Origin of the sequence: Streptomyces sp. NPDC020597 (genome assembly GCF_044335095.1) — a bacterium.
In the GTDB taxonomy this organism is placed as follows: Bacteria; Actinomycetota; Actinomycetes; order Streptomycetales; family Streptomycetaceae; genus Streptomyces.
On sequence record NZ_JBIRUL010000008.1, the window covers coordinates 146,139 to 164,815 of the forward strand.

The following is an 18,677-nucleotide window of genomic DNA, read 5'->3' on the forward strand; positions in this document are numbered from 1 at the left end:
CCTTTCACAGACGTTCGAAGGAGCGGCGCAGCTCCCAGTCGGTGACCGCGGCGTCGAAGGCCTCGAGCTCGACGCGTGCCATGTTGCGGTAGTGGGCGACGACCTCCTCCCCGAAGGCGGCCAGCGCGATCGGGCTGGCCGACCAGAGCTCGGCGGCCTCGCGGAGCGTGGTGGGAACGTGCGCGTAGTCGCCGGCGTAGGCGTTGCCTGCGCAGGCCTCGGGCAGCCCCAGCTTGTGCTCGATGCCGTACAGCCCGGCCGCGACCAGACCCGCGACGGCCAGGTGCGGGTTCACGTCACCGCCGGGCAGCCGGTTCTCGAAGCGCGTGGAGCGGCCGTGGCCGACGACCCGCAGCGCGCAGGTGCGGTTGTCGTGCCCCCAGGCGACGGCGGTCGGGGCGAAGGAGCCCGGCTGGAACCGCTTGTAGGAGTTGATGTTGGGGGCGTACAGGAGGGAGAAGTCGCGCAGGGCGGCCAGCTGCCCGGCGAGGAAGTGCCGCATCACCTCGGACATGCCGTCCGGGTCGGCCGCCGTGCCGGCCATCACGTTGGCGCCGTCCGCGTCGGTGAGCGAGAGATGGATGTGGCAGGAGTTGCCCTCGCGCTCGTTGTACTTGGCCATGAAAGTGAGGGACACGCCCTCCTGGGCGGCGATCTCCTTGGCGCCGGTCTTGTAGACGGCGTGCTGGTCGCAGGTGACCAGGGCCTCGTCGTAGCGGAACGCGATCTCGTGCTGGCCGGGGTTGCACTCGCCCTTCGCGGACTCGACGGTGAGGCCGGCGCCGGCCATCTCGTTGCGGATGCGGCGCAGCAGCGGTTCGATGCGGCCGGTGCCGAGGACCGAGTAGTCGATGTTGTACTGGTTGGCCGGGGTGAGCCCGCGGTAGTTCGCGTCCCAGGCGGCCTCGTAGCTGTCCTTGAAGACGATGAACTCCAGCTCGGTGCCGACCTGGGCGGTGAACCCGTGCTCGGCGAGGCGTTCCAGCTGGCGGCGCAGGATCTGGCGGGGGGCGGCGACCACCGGCGTGCCGTCGTTCCAGGCGAGGTCGGCGATCAGCATCGCGGTGCCGGCGTTCCAGGGCACGCGGCGCAGGGTGGCGAGGTCCGGGTGCATCGCGAAGTCGCCGTATCCGCGCTCCCAGGAGGACATGGCGTAACCGTCGACGGTGTTCATCTCCGTGTCGACGGCGAGGAGGTAGTTGCAGCCCTCGGTGCCGTGCCGGAGCACCTCGTCGAGGAAGAACCCGGCGGCGAACCGTTTGCCCTGGAGGCGCCCCTGCATGTCGGGGAAGGCGAGGACGACGGTGTCGATCTCACCGCTCGCCACGAGGGCGCGCAGCTCCTCGACGCCGAGCGGGGGTGTGCGGTCTGCCACGGGAAGGGCCTCCTTCGGCTTCCCCGGCTCCCCCGTCTTCTTCGGACGGGCCGGGAGCCATAAGGTATTGCGGAGAACCATTGCTTGGGAAGGGGGCGCGGCCTGATGCCGGTGAACGCTGACGGCGGACCGGACGACCGGCTGACGCCGGTGCTCCGGCCGGTGCGGGCCGGAAACGGTTTCGAGGAGGCGCTGGAGCAGATCCTGCAGGTCGTACGACTGGGTCTGGTCCCGGGGGGCGAACGGCTGCCGGCCGAGCGGGATCTCGCGGAGCGGCTCGGCATCAGCCGGGTGACGCTGCGCGAGGTGCTGAAGGTCCTCCAGGACCAGGGGCTGGTCGAGTCCCGCCGGGGCCGGTACGGCGGGACCTTCGTCCTGCCGCGCACGGACGCCGGCGGCGAGGACGAGCTGCGGCGGCGGATCGCGGAGACCGACGTCGAGGACGTGCTGCGGTTCCGGGAGGTGCTGGAGACGGGCGCGGCGGGTCTGTGCGCGTCGCACGGTCTGACGGACGAGCAGGGGCGCCGGCTGCGCGAGGCGCTCGCCGCCACCGGGAACGCGTCCCCGGCCGACTACCGCCGACTCGACACGATGCTCCATCTGACCCTCGCCGAGCTGTGCGGCTCACCGTCGCTGACGGCGCGGTACGCGGCGGTGCGGGCCACGGTGAACGACCTGCTCGACTGCATCCCGCTGCTCGTGCGCAATCTGGAACACTCGCAGCGGCAGCACACGGCGCTGGTGGAGGCGGTCCTGGACCGGGACGCGGACGGCGCGCGGGAGATCATGCGGGAGCACTGCGCGGGAACAGCGGCGCTGCTCAGGGGCTTCCTGACGTGAAGCGCGCGGAAACAGTCGGCAAAGGTTCGAAAGATGTCCATTGAAGGTCCACGGAGAGGACGCATGACGGTGACGGGACACGGCGCGAAGTCGCCGGAAGGGACGCGCGGGCCGGGGGGGCCGGGAGGGCCGGAAGACAGGCCGCTGATCGGCATCAGCACGTACCTGGAGCCCGGCACTCGCTGGCGGGTGTGGGAGCTGGAGGCGGCGCTGCTGCCGGCGGCGTATCCGAGGCTCGTCCAGCGGGCCGGCGGGCTGGCCGTGATGCTCCCGCCGGACGCGCCCGAACACGCGGCGGCGACCGTGGCCCGCCTCGACGGCCTGGTCGTCGCGGGCGGCCCGGACGTCGACCCGGCCCGCTACGGCGCCGAGCGCGATCCCCGCACCGGCCCGCCGGCCCCCGAGCGGGACGCGTGGGAGCTGGCCCTGATCGAGGCGGCGCTGGCGGCGGACGTCCCGCTGCTGGGCGTCTGCCGGGGCATGCAGCTGCTGAACGTCGCGCTCGGCGGCACCCTGGTCCAGCACCTCGACGGGCACGCCCGGACGGAGGGCGTCTTCGGCGATCACCCGGTCGACCCGGTGCCCGGCACCCTGTACGGCGGGATCGTCGACGGGCAGGACCTGGTGCCGACCTACCACCACCAGGCGGTGGACCGCCTGGGCACGGGCCTCGTGCCGTCGGCCCACGCGGCGGACGGCACCGTGGAGGCCGTCGAGCTGCCCTCGGCCGGGTGGGTGCTCGGGGTGCAGTGGCATCCCGAGATGGGCGAGGACGTGCGGGTCGTGCGCTCCCTCGTGACAGCGGCGTCCCGCCGCGCCGTCTGAGCCCGCAGCCCCGCACCGCGGCCCCGCACCACCCTCGGCCGGCCGCGGGCCGAGACCGTCTCGCCTGCCTCGTGCCCGGCGGGGCCCGCCCGCGGCTCACGCCCGGCTCACGTGCCGCTCCCGCCCGGCTCCTCGCGTGGCTCGCCCACGAAAGCCTCGTACGCGAACGTCCCGCCCTGAGCGCCGCGCCCCGGACGTCTCGTCGCCGCGCCCGTCAGCCTCGCGTGAGGGACAGCAGTTCGCGGGCCGGGCCGGTGGGGCGGTGGCCCGTCGGCCAGACGGCCCTGAGGTCCCGGGCCAGGGGGACTCCCTCGACCGGGATGCCGATGAGCCGGCGCAGCGCCAGTTCCTCGCCGACCGCCAGTTCGGAGAGGACCGCCGGCCCCGCCCCGCTCACCGCGGCCGCCTTCACCGCCGTCGTCGAGGACAGCTCGATCAGCGGGCGGGCCAGGCCGCCGAGGGCCGTGTCGAGGACCTGACGGGTCCCGGAGCCCTTCTCCCGCAGGATCAGCGGCGTCGACGCCAGTTCGGCGGCGGGCAGCGCGCGCCCGCGGCGGGCCCACGGGTGCGCGGGCGCCACGACCACGATGAGGCGGTCGTGGGCTATCACGGCGGAGTCCAGGCCGGCCGGGACCGTGAGGCCCTCCACGAAGCCCAGATCGGCCTCCCCGGCCAGCAGCCGTTCGGCGACGGCCGCCGAGTTGCCCGCCAGCAGCGACACCGCGGTGTCCGGCCGGCCGGCGCGCAGCGCGAGCAGCCAGCCGGGCAGCAGGTACTCGGCGATGGTCATGCTGGCCGCCACCCGCAGCCGCGAGTCGCGGCGGTCGCGCAGCGCCTGCGCCCCCGCGTCGAAGGCCTCCGCCGCCTCGACGATCCGCCGCGCCCAGTCCGTCACCAGCGCGCCCGCGTCCGTCAGACGGGAGCCGCGCGGCGAACGGTCCACCAGGGCCACGCCCAACTGCCGTTCCATGGAACGGATCCGGCTGCTCGCGGCGGGCTGGGTGATGCCCAGTTCGCGTGCGGCCGCGCCGAGGCTGCCCAGCCTGGCCACCGCCAGCAGCAGCTCCAACGCGCCCAGGTCCGGAACGCGATGCGCGATCGAACCCCCGCCGCCGGGCCCCTGTTCCTGCGCGTCCCGCGCACCCGCCGCACTCCCCATAAAGCCAGTTTATGCCCCCATAGAGTCATCGTCCCTGGTGACGGTCGCCCGGCCGGGCGACCGTGGAGTCATGGTCACCGCCGCCCAGCCCCTGTCCGTCCTGTCCCGTCCGCGCGCCGAAGCCGTCCGTCACCTCGGACCGCAGTGGTACGCCACGGTCATGGGCACCGCGATCCTCGGCACGGCAGGTGCCGCGCTTCCCGTCCGGCCGCCGGGGCTGCGGCCGCTGTGCACGGTGTTCTGGGCGCTCTCCCTGGTGCTGCTGCTGGTCCTGCTCGCCGCCCGGGCACTGCACTGGCGGCACCACCGCGACCAGGCCCGCACCCATCTCCTCGACCCGGCGACGGCGCCGTTCTACGGCTGCCTCGCGATGGCGCTGCTCGCCGTCGGAGGCGGCGCGCCGGCTGTCGGCCGGGACTGGATCGGCACATCGGCCGCGGTCGCCCTCGACGCCGTGCTCTTCACCGCGGGCACGGCCGTCGCACTGGCCGCCGCCGTCGCCGTCCCGTACCTGATGGCCGTACGCCACCGGGCGGAGGCCTCCCGGGCCACACCGGTGTGGCTGCTGCCGCTGGTCGCGCCCATGGTGTCCGCCGCGGTGGGCCCGTCGCTGGCGCCGCACGTGCCCGCCGGGCAGCCGCGGGAGACGTTGCTGCTCCTGTGCGTCGCGCTGTTCGGACTGAGTCTGCTCGCCACCTTCGTCATGCTGCCGCTGGTGTTCGCGCGGCTGGTGACCGGCGGGCCGCCGCCGCTCGTCCTGACTCCGGCCCTGTTCCTGGTCCTCGGCCCGCTCGGGCAGTCCACCACGGCCGTCGCGCGGTTCGCGGAGGTCGCGCCGGGGGTGCTGCCCGGTCCGGACGGCCGCGGATTCGCCGTACTCGCCGTGCTGTACGGGGTGCCCGTCATGGGGTTCGCGCTGCTGTGGCTCTGCCTGGCCGCCGCGCACGTGGTGCGTGCCCGCCGGCACGGGATGGGCTTCGCGATGACGTGGTGGGCGTTCACCTTCCCGGTCGGCACCTGTGTGACCGGGGCGGCGGCGCTGGCCCGGCACACCGGGCTCCTCGCCTACGGCCTGCTCGCCTGTGCGCTGTACGTCGCCCTGGCGACCGCCTGGGGGGTGGTCGCGGCGCACACCGTCCGGGGGCTGCTCAGCGGAGAGCTGCTCGCAGCGCCCCGCCCAGCACCCGCGGCGCTTCGGCAAGTGACGGCCCGTACCACGTCAGGTGCCGTCCGCTGACCAGCGCGCAGGGCAGGCCGGGAAAGGCCTCCGGGCCGTCGTCTGCGGTGAAGCGGTAGGGCTCGTCCGGAAGGACGACCAGGTCCGGGCCGGCGGCGAGCAGGTCCTCGACCGCCGTCCGCGGGTAGCGCTCGGGGTGCCCGGAGTACACCTGGTGCACGCCCAGGCGGGCCAGCACGTCGCCGGCGAACGTGTCGCGGCCCAGGACCATCCACGGCCGGCGCCAGACCGGCACGACCGCCGTGCGGCGCTCGAACGGCGCAGGCGCCGCCCACGCCTCCTCCGCCTCGGCGAGCCAGTCCGGCCGCGCCGGTCCGCCGCACGCCCGGAGCACCCGCGAGAGCTCCCGGAAGGCCTGGGGGACGCCGCGGACCTCCGTCACCAGCACGTCGAGACCCGCCGCGCGCAGCGCCGTGAGGTCCGGCCCCCGGTTCTCCTCCTCGTTGGCGATCACGAGGTCGGGCGCGAGCGCGACGACACGTGCCGTATCGGGGTTCTTGGTGCCGCCGATCCGGGCGACGTCCAGGCCTGCCGGGTGGGAGCACCAGTCCGTGGCGCCGACCAGGACGCCGGGCGCGGACGCGGCCACCGCCTCGGTGAGCGACGGCACCAGCGAGACGACCCGCACTACCGCTTCCGGCCCCGGTCCCGGTCGCGTACGGCCTCGATGTGCTCGGCCACCGCGACGACCACCACACGGGTGTCCGGCACGGTCGCCCGCCAGCGGTGGCGGACCCCGCCGGTGAGGTACAGGGTGTCGCCGCGGCCCAGCCGGTACGCGCGTCCCTCCGCCTCGATCTCCACCGCGCCGTCGGCGACGTACATCAGCTGGTCGTTGCGGTACTGGAACTCGCGGCCCGCGTCATGGTCGCCGGTGAACTCGGAGGCGTGCATCTGGTGGTGCCCGCGGACAAGCGAACGCGAGCGCGGCTCCGGATCGGACTCCGGTCCGGCGCCCGGCTCGGAGATCTCGGCGCGGACGACGTCGACGCTGCAGGCCGGGTCGGCGGCGGCGAGGAGCTCCACGGCGGTGGTGCGCAAGGCGTCCGCGACCTTCTCCAGGGAGCTGGTGCTGGGCCGCGCCCGGTCGTTCTCGATCTGGCTCAGGAACGGGACGGAGAGACCGCTGCGCTCGGCCACCACGGCGAGAGTGAGCTCCAGGGAGCGGCGCCGGCGCCGCACGGCCGCGCCCACCCGCAGGGGCTGTTCTTTGTGGTCGCCCATCGCTCCGGCTCCCTCCTTCGCTCGTCGGTGCCGTGTGTCCTCGGACACGTCCTCTGATGAGTTCTCTGCACCCTACGCATGTTCGGCAAACCGTTTCACGGGCCTGTCACATCGACGACACCCGGCGTGACATCCGACCTCACAGTTCACGCCAGCCGGCGGGACCGCGCAGGGTCCGGCGGGAGGCCCGCCCCGCCGTCTACCGGTTCAATGCGCGGACGGCCGCCGGTGTTCCCGCTCGTCCCCGGCCTCGGGGAGAGCCGGTCCGGGTCTGAGCGTAGCGCTCTGTGGTTGGCCGGATCCATGCTGTGGACGAGGTTCGACCGCGCCTCCACCACGGCCCGAGGGACGGGCACCGCCGACCGCCGCGCAGCGGTCCGGCGGGCCCGCCCCTCGAAGGACGGTCGCGGTGCTGTCAGGTCACCGCGCCGCCCGGCTTTCCTGCCCCGGATCAGCCGCCGGCACCCGCGCCGGACGGGCCGGGGTTCTCGTGCGGGCCGCGACACCGGGGTGAACGCCCGCCGGTGGGTGGGGCGTCCGTGCGGCATGATGCGTGGCGTGACCGGACGACTGATGCTTCTCGACACCGCCTCGCTGTACTTCCGCGCCTACTTCGGCGTCCCGGACTCCGTGCGGGCCCCGGACGGCACGCCCGTGAACGCGGTGCGCGGACTGCTGGAGTTCATCGACCGGCTGGTGAAGGACCACCGGCCGGACGACCTGGTCGCCTGCATGGACGCCGACTGGCGCCCCCAGTGGCGGGTCGACCTCATCCCGTCCTACAAGGCACACCGCGTCGCCGAGGAGCGCGCGACCGGACCGGACGAGGAGGAGGTGCCGGACACCCTCTCGCCCCAGGTGCCGATCATCGAGGCGGTCCTGGACGCGCTCGGCATCGCGCGCGTGGGCGTCGCCGGGTACGAGGCGGACGACGTGATCGGCACGTTCACCGGGCGGGCGAAGGGCCCGGTCGACATCGTCACCGGCGACCGCGACCTCTACCAACTCGTGGACGACGCACGCGGGGTGCGGGTCCTGTACCCGTTGAAGGGCGTCGGCTCGCTGCAGCTGACGGACGAGACGTGGCTGCGCGAGAAGTACGGGGTCGACGGGCGCGGGTACGCGGATCTCGCCCTGCTGCGCGGTGACCCGAGCGACGGTCTGCCGGGCGTGCCGGGCATCGGGGAGAAGACCGCGGCCAAGCTGCTGACGGAGTTCGGCGATCTGGCCGGGATCATGGCGGCGGTCGACGACCCGAAGGCGAAGCTGACGCCGTCGCAGCGCAGGCGGCTGGACGAGTCGCGGCCGTATGTCGCCGTCGCGCCCAAGGTGGTCAAGGTCGCCGACGACGTGCCGCTGCCCGAGGTGACCACCTCGCTGCCGCACGCACCGCGGGACGGGGAGGCACTGGAGGCGCTGGCGGAGCGCTGGGGTCTCGGCGGGTCGCTGCAGCGGCTGCTGACGACGCTGGGCGCACGGCGCGCGTAGGCGTCGCCCCCGCGCCCGGGAACACCCCTGCCGGGCCCGACGGGTCGTCCGGGCAGGAGGGGCGAACCGGACCCCGGACCTGAGGACGTTCACCGGGGAGAGGTGCTAACTTAGGTTTACCTAAGCATGGATGACTGGGAGGCCGTCATGGCAGAACGTCCGGCACGGAAGCCACGGAAGACCCACTCCGCGCAGGTCGTCCGCACCGAACGGCTCACCCCGCACATGCAGCGCGTCGTGTTCGGCGGCGAGGGGCTCGCCGAGTTCGCCACGGGCTCCTGCACCGACCACTACGTCAAACTCCTCTTCGGTCCCGAGGGCGTCGACTACCCGGAGCCCTTCGACCTGGAGCGCGTGCGGGCCGAGTTCCCCCGCGACCAGTGGCCCGTGACCCGGACGTACACCGTGCGCCACTGGGACGCCGAACACCGGGAGCTGACCCTCGACTTCGTCATCCACGGCGACGAGGGACTGGCCGGGCCGTGGGCCGCGCGCGTCCAGCCGGGCGAGACCGTCCGCTTCATGGGCCCCGGCGGCGCGTACGCCCCGGACCCCTCCGCCGACTGGCATCTGCTGGCCGGCGACGAGAGCGCCCTGCCCGCCATCGCGGCCGCCCTGGAGGCGTTGCCCGCCGGCGCAGTCGCCCACGCCTTCATCGAGGTGAGCGGCCCCGAGGAGGAGCAGAAGATCGACTCCGACGTCGAGGTCGTCTGGCTGCACCGCGACGGGCGGCCGGTCGGCGAGAAGCTGGTCGAGGCCGTGCGGGCCCTCGAGTTCCCCGCGGGCCGCCCGCACGCGTTCGTGCACGGCGAGGCGGCCGGCGTGAAGGAGCTGCGCAGGCTGCTGCGCGTCGAACTGCAGATCCCCCGTGAGGACCTGTCGATCTCGGGCTACTGGCGGCTCGGTCACAACGAGGACGGCTGGCAGGCCGCGAAGCGGGAGTGGAACGCGCGCGTGGAGGCGGAGCAGGAGGGCGCGAACCCGGCCGCGTGACCGGCACGAGGGGCCCCGGCGCACCGAGCCGTCGGACACGGCCCGCCCCGTGGAGCGGGCCGCCCGAACCACTCGGCGCCGCGGCCGTCGCGGGCCGGCTCGTGCGGCCGCCCGACGCCCGCTCGCCCTAGACCGACCGCCGGTACGTCCTGATCGTCCGGATCGACAGCCACACGGCCGCCACCGCGAGCGCGAGCAGCCCCCCGCCGCGGACGAGCACCGCGTCCCGGTCGGGATCGGCGGACAGGGCCGAACGGCCCGCGACCATCGCCCAGTCCGGCGGATTGAAGCGGGCCGCGTGCCGGATCCAGCCGGGCATCCCGTCCGGCGCCATGAACGCGCTGGAGAGGAAGGTCAGCGGCAGCAGCAGGAACGTGTCGACGCCGATGATCGACTCCCGCTCCCGCACCAGCATGCCCAGCGCGTTGGACAGCGCCCCGAAGACGGTGCCCGGCAGCACCGAGGCGGCGACCAGGACGGCGACACCCACCCCCCCCAACGTGCCCATGCCCGCCCACAGGTTGGAGGCGAGCGCACTCGTCACGACGACGCCCGGCACCAGGTAGTCCAGATAGGAGCCGGTGCCGAAACCGCCCAGCTCGACGACGTTCCCGAAGAGGCCGCCGAAGAGGAACAGCCAGCTCACCGGCTGGATCAGCGTGATCACGGCGTAGGCGGGCTGACGGGCGAACACCATCAGCTGACGTTGCGTCATCCACCAGGTCCGCAGGATCGCCGTGCTCATCGGACCCCCCGCGAGGACAAGCGGGTCGGCTGCGCCGCCGGTGTCCGCCTCGGCGTAACGGCGGCCCGCGTAGCGCACGTAGACGTCGTCGAGGGACGGGCGGACGGGGCCAGGTCGGACGGCCGCTCGGCCATCTCCTCCCGCCCGGCCCCGGTGAGCCCGTAGACCGTGCGCTCGGGACGGTTGCCCTGGCGCTCGACGCCGGCCACCTCGACGAGACCGTGCTTCCCGAGGTTCTGCACGAAGGTGTACAGCGAGCCGTAGTCGGTCTTCGTGCGGGTGTCCTTGCCCTGACTGCGCAGGGTCCGGGCGATCTCGTAGGGGTGCACCGGATTCTGCAGCAGCGTCGTCAGCCCGGAGAGCGCCGACGGGTTGCCGAGCTTGCGGCGCGCTTGCCCGCCACGGCGATCACCTCACTCTCCCCGGCCACGCATATCCGTTACCGAATGCATCGCGAGTCAGGCGGGAACAGGAACGCGATATAACGCGATCGGATGACGCCGGAGCGACGTGAGGACTTGGGCCCGCTCCGGACACGCCCGCGTGACGCGCACGAAACAGCTCGTCCCTAATTTCTGTCGCCCGACAGGAATTCCGTTCCCTGGGCCCAAGGCAGGTTCCGCCGTGACGACGACCACGACTTCCCCCGACGTACGTCCCGACCCGCCGCACGACCCCGGCGCGGGCGACGGCTCGCTCGCCGAGTTCGGCTACCGCCAGGAACTGCATCGCAGCCTGGGCCGGTACGCCTCGTTCGCCGCCGGGTTCTCCTTCATCTCCGTCCTGACGACCGTCTTCCAGTTCTTCGCCTTCGGGTACGCCTTCGGCGGCCCGGTCTTCTTCTGGACCTGGCCGGTCGTGCTGGTCGGACAGCTGCTGGTCGCCGCCTGCTTCGCGGAACTGGCGGCGCGCTACCCGATCTCCGGCGCGATCTACCAGTGGTCGTCGCGGCTGTCGACGCCGTCGTTCGGCTGGTTCGCGGGCTGGATCATGGTGATCGGCCAGATCGTGGTGGTCGCGGCGGCGGCTCTCGCGCTGCAGATGGTGCTGCCGGCGATCTGGTCGGGATTCCAGCTGATCGGCGACGACCCTGCGCCCACCTCACCCGACGGGGCGGCCAACGCCGCCCTGCTCGGCGTGGTCCTGCTGGTGCTGACCACACTCGTCAACGTCCTGGACAACCGGGTGATGTCCCTGGTCAACCGGGTCGGCGTGACCGCCGAAATCATCGGCGCGGTCCTCATCGTCGTCCTGCTGCTGACCCACTCCGAGCGGAGCCCCGGCATCACCTTCCACACGACGGGCGCGGCCCAGTCCGGGCTGTTCGGGGCGCTCGCGGTGGGCTCGTTCACGGCCGCCTACGTGATGATCGGCTTCGACAGCGCGGGCGAGATGAGCGAGGAGACCCACTGCCCCCGGCGCACCGCGCCCCGCACGATCCTCACCGCGCTCGGCGCGGCGGGACTGCTCGGCGGGCTGATCGTGCTCGGCGGACTGCTGGCCGCGCCCAGCCTCGACGACGGCCGCCTCGGCGTCGACGGGCTCAGCTACGTCCTCACCAGCAGCCTCGGCGACGGCGTCGGCAAGGTGCTGCTCGCCGACGTGGTGGTGGCCATCGCGGTGGCAACCCTCGCCATCCAGACCGCGGCCTGCCGCATGCTGTTCTCCATGGCCCGCGACGGCCAACTCCCCCTCTCCGCCCGCCTCGCACGCGTGAACCCCCGCACCGGCATGCCGGGCGCCCCCGCGCTGGTCGTCGGCGTCCTCGCAGCGGCCCTGTTGCTGCTCAACTTCGCTTCCCCGGACGCCTTCCTGGCCATCGGCACCACCTGCATCGTGATGCTGTACCTGGCGTACGCGATGGTCACCGGCCCGCTGCTGGTCCGCAGGCTGCGCGGCGGATTCTCCTCGGCGGGCACGGACGAGACGGGCGCCCCGCTGTTCTCCCTGGGCCGCTGGGGCGTCCCGGTGAACGCCCTCGCGCTCCTGTACGGCCTGCTCATGACGGTCAACCTTGCCTGGCCGCGCGCCGCGGTGTACGACCCGGCGGGCGGCCACTGGTACTTCCAGTGGTTCACCGTGCTGTTCCTGACCGCGACGGTCGCGGCGGGCGTCGCCTTCCGCGCGTACCGCGGCCGCACGACCGCCCCGGCGACCGCGCTCCCGGAGACGGAGGCGGTCCGGGGGGACGTCTAGACCGAGGCCACGTCCGGACCGAGGAGACGTCCGGACCGAGGACACGAACAGAGCCTGCACGCGTGCGTGCAGGGCGGCCGAGGTCAGTCGCCCTGCACGCGCGCGTGCAGGTGCATGTCGTGCCAGCCGTCCTGATGGAGTGCCGCACTGCGCCTGACGCCCTCCAGGGCGAAGCCCGCCTTGCCGGCGACCCGGCAGGAGGCCTCGTTGGCGGTGGCGTGCATCAGCTCCAGGCGGTGGAAGCCGATCTCGTCGAAGGCCCACCGGGTGAGGGCAGTCGTGGCGCGCGGCGCGACACCCCGGCCGCGGGCCGCCCTGGTCGTCCAGTAGGCGACCTCGGCCACGCCCTCGGCCAGCTGGACGCCGCGCAGCGCCACCCGGCCCAGCAGGTCGTCGGTGTGCGCGTCGACGACGGCCCACTGGGCGCTGCTCTCCTCCCGCCAGCACGTCCGCCACTCCTCGATCCAGCCCGCCACCTCCTCCTCGGAGTCGGCGGCCCGGATGTGCCACTGGTGCATCGCCGGGTCCTGGAAGGCGGCGTGGACGGCCGGCACGTCTTCGGCCCGCCAGGGGCGCAGCAGCAGGCCGTCGCCGGTGCGGAGCTCGGGCTGCGGAGCGCCCGAGAGGGTGCCGGCGGGCAGGACGGGGTCGGCGGTGTAGGGCATGATCGGCATCCTGCCAAGAAGTCGCGGACCGTCAACCGGATTTCCCCGCCACGCACGGGCCCGGGCCCTCGTGGGGCCTGCCACCGCGCCCCCTCGCCGTACGCTGGACCCCGATGAGACGCCGCACCCCTCCCCCGCCCTCACCCCTGCCTCAGCGCGACGGCATCGACCCGGTGCGGGTGCGGCTGCCCGGCGAGGGCGACTGGGCCACCGTCCGGGATCACCTGGTGGAACGGCTCGGCGAGGCGCGCGCACCGATCGTGGACGGGATGCTCGCGGCCGGCCTGGTCGTCGGCGCCGACGGGACGCCGGTCGCGCCCGACGCGCCGTACGTGCCGGGCATGTTCGTGTGGTTCCACCGCGAGCTGCCGCCCGAGACGCCCGTGCCCTTCCCGCTGGAGATCGTGTACCGCGACGAGCACATCGTCGTCGCCGACAAGCCGCACTTCCTGGCCACCACCCCGCGCGGCAGCCATGTCACGGAAACGGCGCTGGCCCGGCTGCGGCGCGAGCTGGACCTCCCCGCGCTCGGCGCCGCGCACCGCCTGGACCGGCTCACGGCCGGGCTGGTGCTGTTCACGGTGCGGCCGCAGGAGCGCGGCGCCTACCAGGGGCTGTTCCGTGAGCGCCGGGTGCGCAAGGTGTACGAGGCCGTCGCGCCGTACGACCCCGCCCTGGTCCTGCCCCGGACGGTGCGCAGCCGGATCGTCAAGGAGCGCGGGGTCCTGGCCGCCTACGAGGTGGCGGGAGAGCCGAACGCGGAGAGCCGCGTCGAACTGCTCGAGCACAGCGCCGCACGGGGGCTCGGCCGCTACCGGCTGCTGCCCGCGACCGGACAGACGCACCAGCTGCGCGTCCATCTGAACTCCCTCGGCGTGCCCGTCCTCGGGGATCCGCTCTACCCCGAGGTGGCCGCCCCCGTGCCGGCCGGCGACTTCCGGCGTCCGCTGCAACTGCTCGCGCGGGAACTGGAGTTCACCGATCCGGTCACGGGGAGGGAGCACCGGCTGCGCAGCGGTCGTGTGCTGCAGGCCTGGGCGTCGTACGACCGCTGGGCCGCCGCCGCACAGCCGGGTGCCGCTCGGTGAGCGGTGCCGGGAGACCGGCTCAGCAGCCGCGCCACCAGGCCAGGAAGCGGCGCCAGGCGTTCGGCCTGTGGGCCGACGCGGCCGGCTGTGCGGCGGCCGTGACCGGCGGCGCCGGCGGTGCGGGGCGTGGCGCGGCGGCCGGTTCTGCGACGGGGTCCGGCGCGGGCGCGGCCTGCGGCGGGGTGCTCACCGGACGCATGGTGCGCTGCGGCGGGACGGGGGCGTGGCTCGGCTTGTGCTTGACGTCCTGCTGGGGCTTCGGCTCGAACCGGACCGGCAGTTCCACCAGGTGCCGTGAGGCGATGGACGTCGTCCAGCGCAACTCGTCCTCGTCGCAGTCGAGCTGGATGTCCGGCAGCCGCATCAGCAGCGCGTCGACGCCGACGTCGGCGATGGCGCGGCCGATGTCCTGACCGGGGCACTCGTGCGGGCCGCTGCCGAAGGCGAGGTGGGAGCGGTTGCCCTGCATGTGGGCGGACAGGTCGGGGCGTACCCGGGGGTCCACGTTGCCGGGCGCCGGCGCGAAGAAGAGGCCGTCGCCGCGGCGGATGCGCTGACCGCCCAGCTCCGTGTCCTGTTTGGCGAAGTAGCCGAAGATCGTGCTGAACGGGGGCTCGTCCCACAGTGATTGCTCGACCGCCTCCGCCACCGTCATCTGGCCGCCGTTGAGCTGGGCGAGGAAACGCGGGTCGGTGAGGACCATGCGCAGCACGTTGGACAGCAGGTTGACGGTGGCCTCGTAGGCGGCGAAGAGGACCAGGCGCAGATGCTCCCTGATCTCGTCGTCGGTGAGTCCGGCGGGGTGGCCGACGAGGTGACTGGTGAAGTCGTCCTCGGGCTCGGCGCGGCGACGGGCGGTGAGCCGGGCGAGCGCCCCGACGACGTACTCGTGGCTCGCGACCGCGGTCTCCGTGCCCTTGAGGGCGTCCCGGGCGGCGTGCACCATCGTGTCGTTGTACTCGTCGGGCATACCGAGGACATGGCACATCACGGCCATCGGGAGGTGCTCGGCGAAGTCGCCGACCAGGTCCGCACCGCCCTTCTCGCAGAAGCGGTTGACCAGGCGCTGGCTGGAGCGGTTGATGTGGCGGCGCACGCTGCGGTCATCGATGGTGGCGAGGGCCGCGGTGACGGCGCCCCGCAGCCGCTTGTGCTCGTCGCCCTCGGCGTGGGCGCAGATGGGCTGCCAGGCGATGTGCGGCATCAGCGGGTGGTCGGGCCGGACCCTGCCGTCGCCCAGCTGCGACCAGGTGCGGCTGTCCTTGGTGAACTGCGAGGGCGTGCGCGTCATGCGCAGGTTCTCGGCGTGGCCGAGGACCATCCACATCGGCAGGTCGTCGTGGATCAGGACGGGCGCCACGGGGCCGTGTTCCTCGCGCAGTCGCTCGTACAGTTCGTTCAGGTCCTCCGCTCCGGGGCCGTAGAGACGGGCCAGTCCGCCGGGGCCGCGCACGTGCGCGGGACAGCCGGTCGGCGGGTCGAGGGCCAGGTCGGACGGGCCGGTGGGGGCGCCGGTGGGGGTGGGGTGTTCGGGAGTCACAGGGGGTCGCTCCGAAACTGTGCTGAATCCGGTGTCGGTGGATGGGGTGCCGTGCGGGTCAGGTGAGGCTGCGGCTGAGCGCCAGGGAGTGCAGGAAGCGCATGAGGGTCATCAGGACGTCGCGGCTGGAGGCGCGCCGCCGGACGTCGCACTCCACGATCGGGATCTCGGGCGGCAGGTCGAGCGCGGCCCTCAGGTCGTCGAGGGGGTAGCGGGGCCCGTCGGGGAAGGTGTTGACGGCGACGACGAAGGGCACGCCGCCCTCCTCGAGCCGGCCCATCACCTCGAAGCTGACCTCGAGGCGGCGGGTGTCGACCAGGACGACCGCGCCCAGCGCCCCTTCGAAGAGGCCGTTCCACAAGAACCAGAAACGCTCCTGGCCGGGGGTGCCGAAGAGGTAGAGCACGACCTGGTCGGTGATGCGGATGCGGCCGAAGTCCATGGCCACGGTGGTGGCGGTCTTGGTCTCGGAGCCGTAGTCGTCGTCGATGCCGATGCCCGCCTGGGTCATCGTCTCCTCGGTGGTCAGCGGTCTGATCTCGCTGACCGAACCGACCATGGTGGTCTTGCCGACGCCGAAGCCGCCCACGATGACGATCTTCGCCGCGGCGGTGGTGGTGTGCGGCAGATGGTCCTCGGCCCGTGGGCCGGGGAGCGTGTCAGAGCCGTTGAAGTCCATGCATCACCGCTTCGAGAAGGGAACGGTCCGGGAGCTGCTGCCGGACGATGGGGGCGCGTGCCTGGACGAGCTCGGCCGCCAGCATCTCGGTGAGCAGCACCGTCACCACGCTGAACGGCAGGCCCAGATAGGCCGACACCTCGGCCACCGAGAGCGGGGCGCGGCACATCCGCAGCACCGCGGTCTGTTCCGGCGGGGCCGACGAAGGCGTCTCGGCGCACGCCACGATCAGCGTGACGAGGTCGAGGGGCGCCCGCTCCCCGTCGGCTCCCGTGATGATGTACAGCCGTTCGGGGTTCTTGCCTTCCCCCTCCTGCGGGGGCTCCGCGGCCTGCGGGGGCGGCGGGGGCGGCGGAAGAGGTGCGGGCAGGGGTTGTCGCCGCCGGCGTTGCGGAGGGGTCATACGTTCTGCCCGTTGCGCCGGGGAGGACTGGTCAGGTGGGCGCCGATGCGGACGACCAGGTCGCGCATCATGCCGCTCATCCGGCCCGCCTCGCAGCGCACGTCGGCGAGGACCGCGAGGTAGGCGTTGGCGCCGGCCGACATCATGTAGAAGTAGCCGCCGCTCAGGTCGATGACGACCATGTCCATCTCGCCGTTGCTGGAGTGGATCTCCTGTCCGACGGCGGTGGCCAGGCTCTGCAGGCCGGCGCAGGCCGCAGCGACCCGGTCGGCGGCGTCGGGGTCGCCGGCGTAACGGGCGATGCGCAGTCCGTCGGCCGACAGCACCACGATCATCTCGATGCCCGGAACGCCGTCGTAGAGCTCCTTGAGCAGCCAGTCGAAGTTTTGGCGCTGCTGGATCACGTGGGGTCCCCTTCATCGTCGGCCTCGGTCTTGGCCTTGTCTTCGAGCAGGTGCAGGTAGGCGGTGGGATTGCGGGTGAAGTCCGTGGGGTGCACCCCGGGCGGAGCGACTTTCTTCAGGCCCTCCCAGAAGGCCTCGAAGGCCAGTCCGGGCTCGCGCTTCTCCTGCGCGGGCTGCGGCTCCGGCTCGGGCCGTGCGAACGGGTCGGGCTTGCCCTCGCGGGCGGCGTCCTGGGCGGCGTACGCCTCCCGGTAGCGCTGGGTGATCGAGATCGTCGTCTTGCTGCGGCGCTGGGGCAGGCCCTGCTCGGTCCACTCGGTGACCTCGGGCACGTCGTCGGTCAGGGACACTCCGGCCGGGATGCGCGCGTTGGTGGGGCGGCGCTTCTTGGGCGGGCGCTTGGGGCCCTCGCCGATGGTGCTCAGGTCGATCTGCGGTACGGCGGTGGCGCCGATGCCGTGCGCGAAGCCGGGGGCCGGATCGGAGGTCTGCATCTCGCTCGGCACGATGAGGACGGCCCGGACGCCGCCGTAGGCCGAGGTGCGCAGTGAGACCTGGAGGTTGAACGAGGTGCACAGACGGCCGACGACCGCGAGGCCCAGGCGCGGGGTGCCGCCGACGTCCTGGATGTCGACGCCCGCCTTGGCCTGCTCCAGCATGCGTTCGGCCTTGGCGCGGGCCTCTTCGCTGAGGCTGACGCCGGCGTCCTCGATCTCGATGGCGATGCCGGTCTGCACCTCGACCGCGTTGACGTGGACCTTGCTCTGCGGGGGCGAGTAGCGGGTGGCGTTGTCGAGGAGTTCGGCGAGCGCGTGGATGAGCGGTTCGACGGAGAGCCCGCGGATGTTGACCTTGGCGATGGAGTCCAGCTGGATGCGGCGGTACTCGAGGATGCGGGACATGGCGCCGCGCAGCACGCTGTACAGCGGGACCGGCTGGGGCCAGTTGCGGCCGGGCCGGCCGCCGCCGAGGACGCCGATGGAGTCGGCGAGGCGACCGATCAGCGCGGTGCCGTGGTCGATGCGCAGCAGGTCGTCGAAGACCTCGGGGTTGCGGCCGTGGTCCTCCTCCATCTCCCGCAGTTCCGCGGCCTGTTGGTGGACGATGGCCTGCACCCGGCGGGCGACGCTGACGAAGGAGCGCTGGGCGGAGTCGCGCAGGGACTCCTCGTGGTCGACGATGTCGAGGATCCTGCGGACCACGGCGCGCTGCGCGTCGTCGAGTTCACGGAACGAAGGATCACTCTCGCTGAGGTCGCGCATCACCTCCCTGGGGGAATTTCCGGCGCGCAGCCACTGAACGGCGCTCGGCACGTGTTCCTGGGCGAGGCGGCGGTTCTCCTCGGCGTGGTCGGCGACCCGTCGTTCCAGATACGCCAGGCGCTGGTCCCGCTCCGCGCGCAGTTCCCGCAGTCGCCGGCCGCGACGGACCGACTCGGCTCCCGCCGCGATCACCAGAAGGGTGGCGAGGCCTCCGCAGACGCCGACGGCGAACCGGGCCTGCGCCGCCACCAGGGCGACGGCGGCGCCGGTCGCCGCGGCCATCAGTATCGCGGGCAGCAACAGCACGCGCGCAAGGGGCAGTTCTCGGCGACCGGGTGGGGACTGAACACTCACCATGTGGGCACCCTCTGTAGGGATCTGTCGTCATCTTCGGGATATCGGGGAACAAGCGCACGAATTCGTCTCAACTCGGTGCGCCGCGGGCGAGCTTAGTCCGACCGGATCATCGCCGTGTCATATTCGGCAACCGCCTGAAACCGCTCCCGTACGTGGAGTAACCTCAGCCCATTTGCACGCCCCGCAATCGTGCGAAC

At 73.0% G+C, this 18,677-nt stretch carries 18 protein-coding genes and 1 pseudogene; 7 read left to right on the plus strand and 12 right to left on the minus strand.

Translation table 11 applies throughout. The annotated features are described in order from the left end of the window. Positions 1-4: 4 nt before the first annotated feature. Positions 5-1,375 carry a glutamine synthetase family protein gene (locus ACH4ZA_RS16520; protein WP_398430046.1) on the minus strand — a complete coding sequence of 457 codons (1,371 nt, stop codon included), beginning with the start codon at positions 1,373-1,375 and terminating at the stop codon, positions 5-7. A 105-nt stretch (positions 1,376-1,480) separates the two neighbouring features. Here ACH4ZA_RS16520 and ACH4ZA_RS16525 point away from each other — a divergent pair, with 105 nt between their 5' ends. Both ACH4ZA_RS16525 and ACH4ZA_RS16530 read left to right on the plus strand, forming a co-directional pair. After that, complete coding sequence (locus ACH4ZA_RS16525; protein ID WP_398430047.1) at positions 1,481-2,215, plus strand: FadR/GntR family transcriptional regulator; 735 nt, start codon at positions 1,481-1,483, stop codon at positions 2,213-2,215. A gap of 63 nt (positions 2,216-2,278) precedes the next feature. Continuing rightward, a complete protein-coding gene (locus ACH4ZA_RS16530) occupies positions 2,279-3,040 on the plus strand; it encodes a gamma-glutamyl-gamma-aminobutyrate hydrolase family protein (protein WP_398430049.1) in 762 nt (253 codons plus the stop codon). 214 nt (positions 3,041-3,254) lie between these two features. Here ACH4ZA_RS16530 and ACH4ZA_RS16535 read toward each other — a convergent pair whose 3' ends face one another. Continuing rightward, positions 3,255-4,199, minus strand: coding sequence for a LysR family transcriptional regulator (locus ACH4ZA_RS16535; RefSeq protein ID WP_319281238.1), 945 nt, complete (start codon positions 4,197-4,199; stop codon positions 3,255-3,257). Between the two features lie 70 nt (positions 4,200-4,269). Here ACH4ZA_RS16535 and ACH4ZA_RS16540 point away from each other — a divergent pair, with 70 nt between their 5' ends. Next, complete coding sequence (locus tag ACH4ZA_RS16540; RefSeq protein WP_398430050.1) at positions 4,270-5,436, plus strand: TDT family transporter; 1,167 nt, start codon at positions 4,270-4,272, stop codon at positions 5,434-5,436. Here the strand turns inward: ACH4ZA_RS16540 and ACH4ZA_RS16545 are convergent. Next, on the minus strand, positions 5,348-6,064 hold the full coding sequence (locus ACH4ZA_RS16545) for a helical backbone metal receptor (RefSeq protein ID WP_398430052.1): 717 nt from the start codon (positions 6,062-6,064) through the stop codon (positions 5,348-5,350). The two genes, ACH4ZA_RS16540 and ACH4ZA_RS16545, sit on opposite strands and share 89 nt — an antisense overlap. After that, positions 6,064-6,660 (minus strand): helix-turn-helix domain-containing protein, encoded by a 597-nt coding sequence (locus ACH4ZA_RS16550; RefSeq protein WP_398430053.1) that lies wholly within the window; start codon positions 6,658-6,660, stop codon positions 6,064-6,066. The genes ACH4ZA_RS16545 and ACH4ZA_RS16550 overlap by 1 nt, the downstream gene beginning before the upstream one ends. Before the next feature lie 549 nt (positions 6,661-7,209). Between ACH4ZA_RS16550 and ACH4ZA_RS16555 the strand changes: the two genes are divergently transcribed. Continuing rightward, entirely contained in the window at positions 7,210-8,148 is a 939-nt protein-coding gene (locus ACH4ZA_RS16555) for a 5'-3' exonuclease (RefSeq protein ID WP_319281246.1), read from the plus strand. A gap of 147 nt (positions 8,149-8,295) precedes the next feature. Next, positions 8,296-9,141: a siderophore-interacting protein gene (locus tag ACH4ZA_RS16560; RefSeq protein ID WP_398430055.1), complete on the plus strand. Its 846-nt coding sequence runs from the start codon at positions 8,296-8,298 to the stop codon at positions 9,139-9,141. A 127-nt stretch (positions 9,142-9,268) separates the two neighbouring features. Here the strand turns inward: ACH4ZA_RS16560 and ACH4ZA_RS16565 are convergent, their stop codons facing one another. Beyond that, positions 9,269-9,886, minus strand: coding sequence for an ABC transporter permease (locus tag ACH4ZA_RS16565; RefSeq protein WP_398430057.1), 618 nt, complete (start codon positions 9,884-9,886; stop codon positions 9,269-9,271). 110 nt (positions 9,887-9,996) lie between these two features. Beyond that, a pseudogene (locus ACH4ZA_RS16570) lies at positions 9,997-10,239 on the minus strand (PadR family transcriptional regulator); the annotation flags it as partial. Between the two features lie 271 nt (positions 10,240-10,510). On the opposite strand from ACH4ZA_RS16570, the gene ACH4ZA_RS16575 reads away from it, so the two are divergent. Next, entirely contained in the window at positions 10,511-12,082 is a 1,572-nt protein-coding gene (locus ACH4ZA_RS16575; protein ID WP_319281232.1) for an amino acid permease, read from the plus strand. 83 nt (positions 12,083-12,165) lie between these two features. On the opposite strand, the gene ACH4ZA_RS16580 is transcribed toward ACH4ZA_RS16575, so the two are convergent. Continuing rightward, positions 12,166-12,747, minus strand: coding sequence for a GNAT family N-acetyltransferase (locus tag ACH4ZA_RS16580; RefSeq protein ID WP_319281231.1), 582 nt, complete (start codon positions 12,745-12,747; stop codon positions 12,166-12,168). 113 nt (positions 12,748-12,860) lie between these two features. On the opposite strand from ACH4ZA_RS16580, the gene ACH4ZA_RS16585 reads away from it, so the two are divergent. Continuing rightward, positions 12,861-13,835, plus strand: a complete 975-nt coding sequence (locus ACH4ZA_RS16585; RefSeq protein ID WP_319281229.1) for an RluA family pseudouridine synthase — start codon at positions 12,861-12,863, stop codon at positions 13,833-13,835. A gap of 19 nt (positions 13,836-13,854) precedes the next feature. Here ACH4ZA_RS16585 and ACH4ZA_RS16590 read toward each other — a convergent pair whose 3' ends face one another. The 5 genes from ACH4ZA_RS16590 to ACH4ZA_RS16610 are packed head-to-tail and all read right to left on the minus strand — an operon-like array spanning position 13,855 to position 18,480. Beyond that, entirely contained in the window at positions 13,855-15,375 is a 1,521-nt protein-coding gene (locus tag ACH4ZA_RS16590) for a cytochrome P450 (protein WP_398430059.1), read from the minus strand. 58 nt (positions 15,376-15,433) lie between these two features. Next, positions 15,434-16,054 (minus strand): ATP/GTP-binding protein, encoded by a 621-nt coding sequence (locus ACH4ZA_RS16595; RefSeq protein ID WP_107444888.1) that lies wholly within the window; start codon positions 16,052-16,054, stop codon positions 15,434-15,436. Next, positions 16,035-16,457: a DUF742 domain-containing protein gene (locus ACH4ZA_RS16600; RefSeq protein ID WP_398430061.1), complete on the minus strand. Its 423-nt coding sequence runs from the start codon at positions 16,455-16,457 to the stop codon at positions 16,035-16,037. Before ACH4ZA_RS16600 ends, ACH4ZA_RS16595 begins: the two co-directional genes overlap by 20 nt. Continuing rightward, positions 16,454-16,861: a roadblock/LC7 domain-containing protein gene (locus tag ACH4ZA_RS16605; RefSeq protein ID WP_057579584.1), complete on the minus strand. Its 408-nt coding sequence runs from the start codon at positions 16,859-16,861 to the stop codon at positions 16,454-16,456. Before ACH4ZA_RS16605 ends, ACH4ZA_RS16600 begins: the two co-directional genes overlap by 4 nt. Next, entirely contained in the window at positions 16,858-18,480 is a 1,623-nt protein-coding gene (locus tag ACH4ZA_RS16610; protein WP_319281224.1) for an ATP-binding protein, read from the minus strand. The genes ACH4ZA_RS16605 and ACH4ZA_RS16610 overlap by 4 nt, the downstream gene beginning before the upstream one ends. Positions 18,481-18,677 lie beyond the last annotated feature (197 nt).

What these genes read in the sequence shown, in the direction of transcription:
- ACH4ZA_RS16525 (WP_398430047.1), top strand. Translation starts at nt 1,481, where the DNA reads ATGCCGGTGAACGCTGACGGCGGACCGGACGACCGGCTGACGCCGGTG.
- ACH4ZA_RS16530 (WP_398430049.1), top strand. Translation starts at nt 2,279, where the DNA reads ATGACGGTGACGGGACACGGCGCGAAGTCGCCGGAAGGGACGCGCGGG.
- ACH4ZA_RS16535 (WP_319281238.1), bottom strand. Translation starts at nt 4,199, where the DNA reads ATGGGGAGTGCGGCGGGTGCGCGGGACGCGCAGGAACAGGGGCCCGGC.
- ACH4ZA_RS16540 (WP_398430050.1), top strand. Translation starts at nt 4,270, where the DNA reads ATGGTCACCGCCGCCCAGCCCCTGTCCGTCCTGTCCCGTCCGCGCGCC.
- ACH4ZA_RS16550 (WP_398430053.1), bottom strand. Translation starts at nt 6,660, where the DNA reads ATGGGCGACCACAAAGAACAGCCCCTGCGGGTGGGCGCGGCCGTGCGG.
- ACH4ZA_RS16555 (WP_319281246.1), top strand. Translation starts at nt 7,210, where the DNA reads ATGCGTGGCGTGACCGGACGACTGATGCTTCTCGACACCGCCTCGCTG.
- ACH4ZA_RS16560 (WP_398430055.1), top strand. Translation starts at nt 8,296, where the DNA reads ATGGCAGAACGTCCGGCACGGAAGCCACGGAAGACCCACTCCGCGCAG.
- ACH4ZA_RS16565 (WP_398430057.1), bottom strand. Translation starts at nt 9,886, where the DNA reads ATGAGCACGGCGATCCTGCGGACCTGGTGGATGACGCAACGTCAGCTG.
- ACH4ZA_RS16580 (WP_319281231.1), bottom strand. Translation starts at nt 12,747, where the DNA reads ATGCCCTACACCGCCGACCCCGTCCTGCCCGCCGGCACCCTCTCGGGC.
- ACH4ZA_RS16585 (WP_319281229.1), top strand. Translation starts at nt 12,861, where the DNA reads ATGAGACGCCGCACCCCTCCCCCGCCCTCACCCCTGCCTCAGCGCGAC.
- ACH4ZA_RS16595 (WP_107444888.1), bottom strand. Translation starts at nt 16,054, where the DNA reads ATGGACTTCAACGGCTCTGACACGCTCCCCGGCCCACGGGCCGAGGAC.
- ACH4ZA_RS16600 (WP_398430061.1), bottom strand. Translation starts at nt 16,457, where the DNA reads ATGACCCCTCCGCAACGCCGGCGGCGACAACCCCTGCCCGCACCTCTT.
- ACH4ZA_RS16610 (WP_319281224.1), bottom strand. Translation starts at nt 18,480, where the DNA reads ATGGTGAGTGTTCAGTCCCCACCCGGTCGCCGAGAACTGCCCCTTGCG.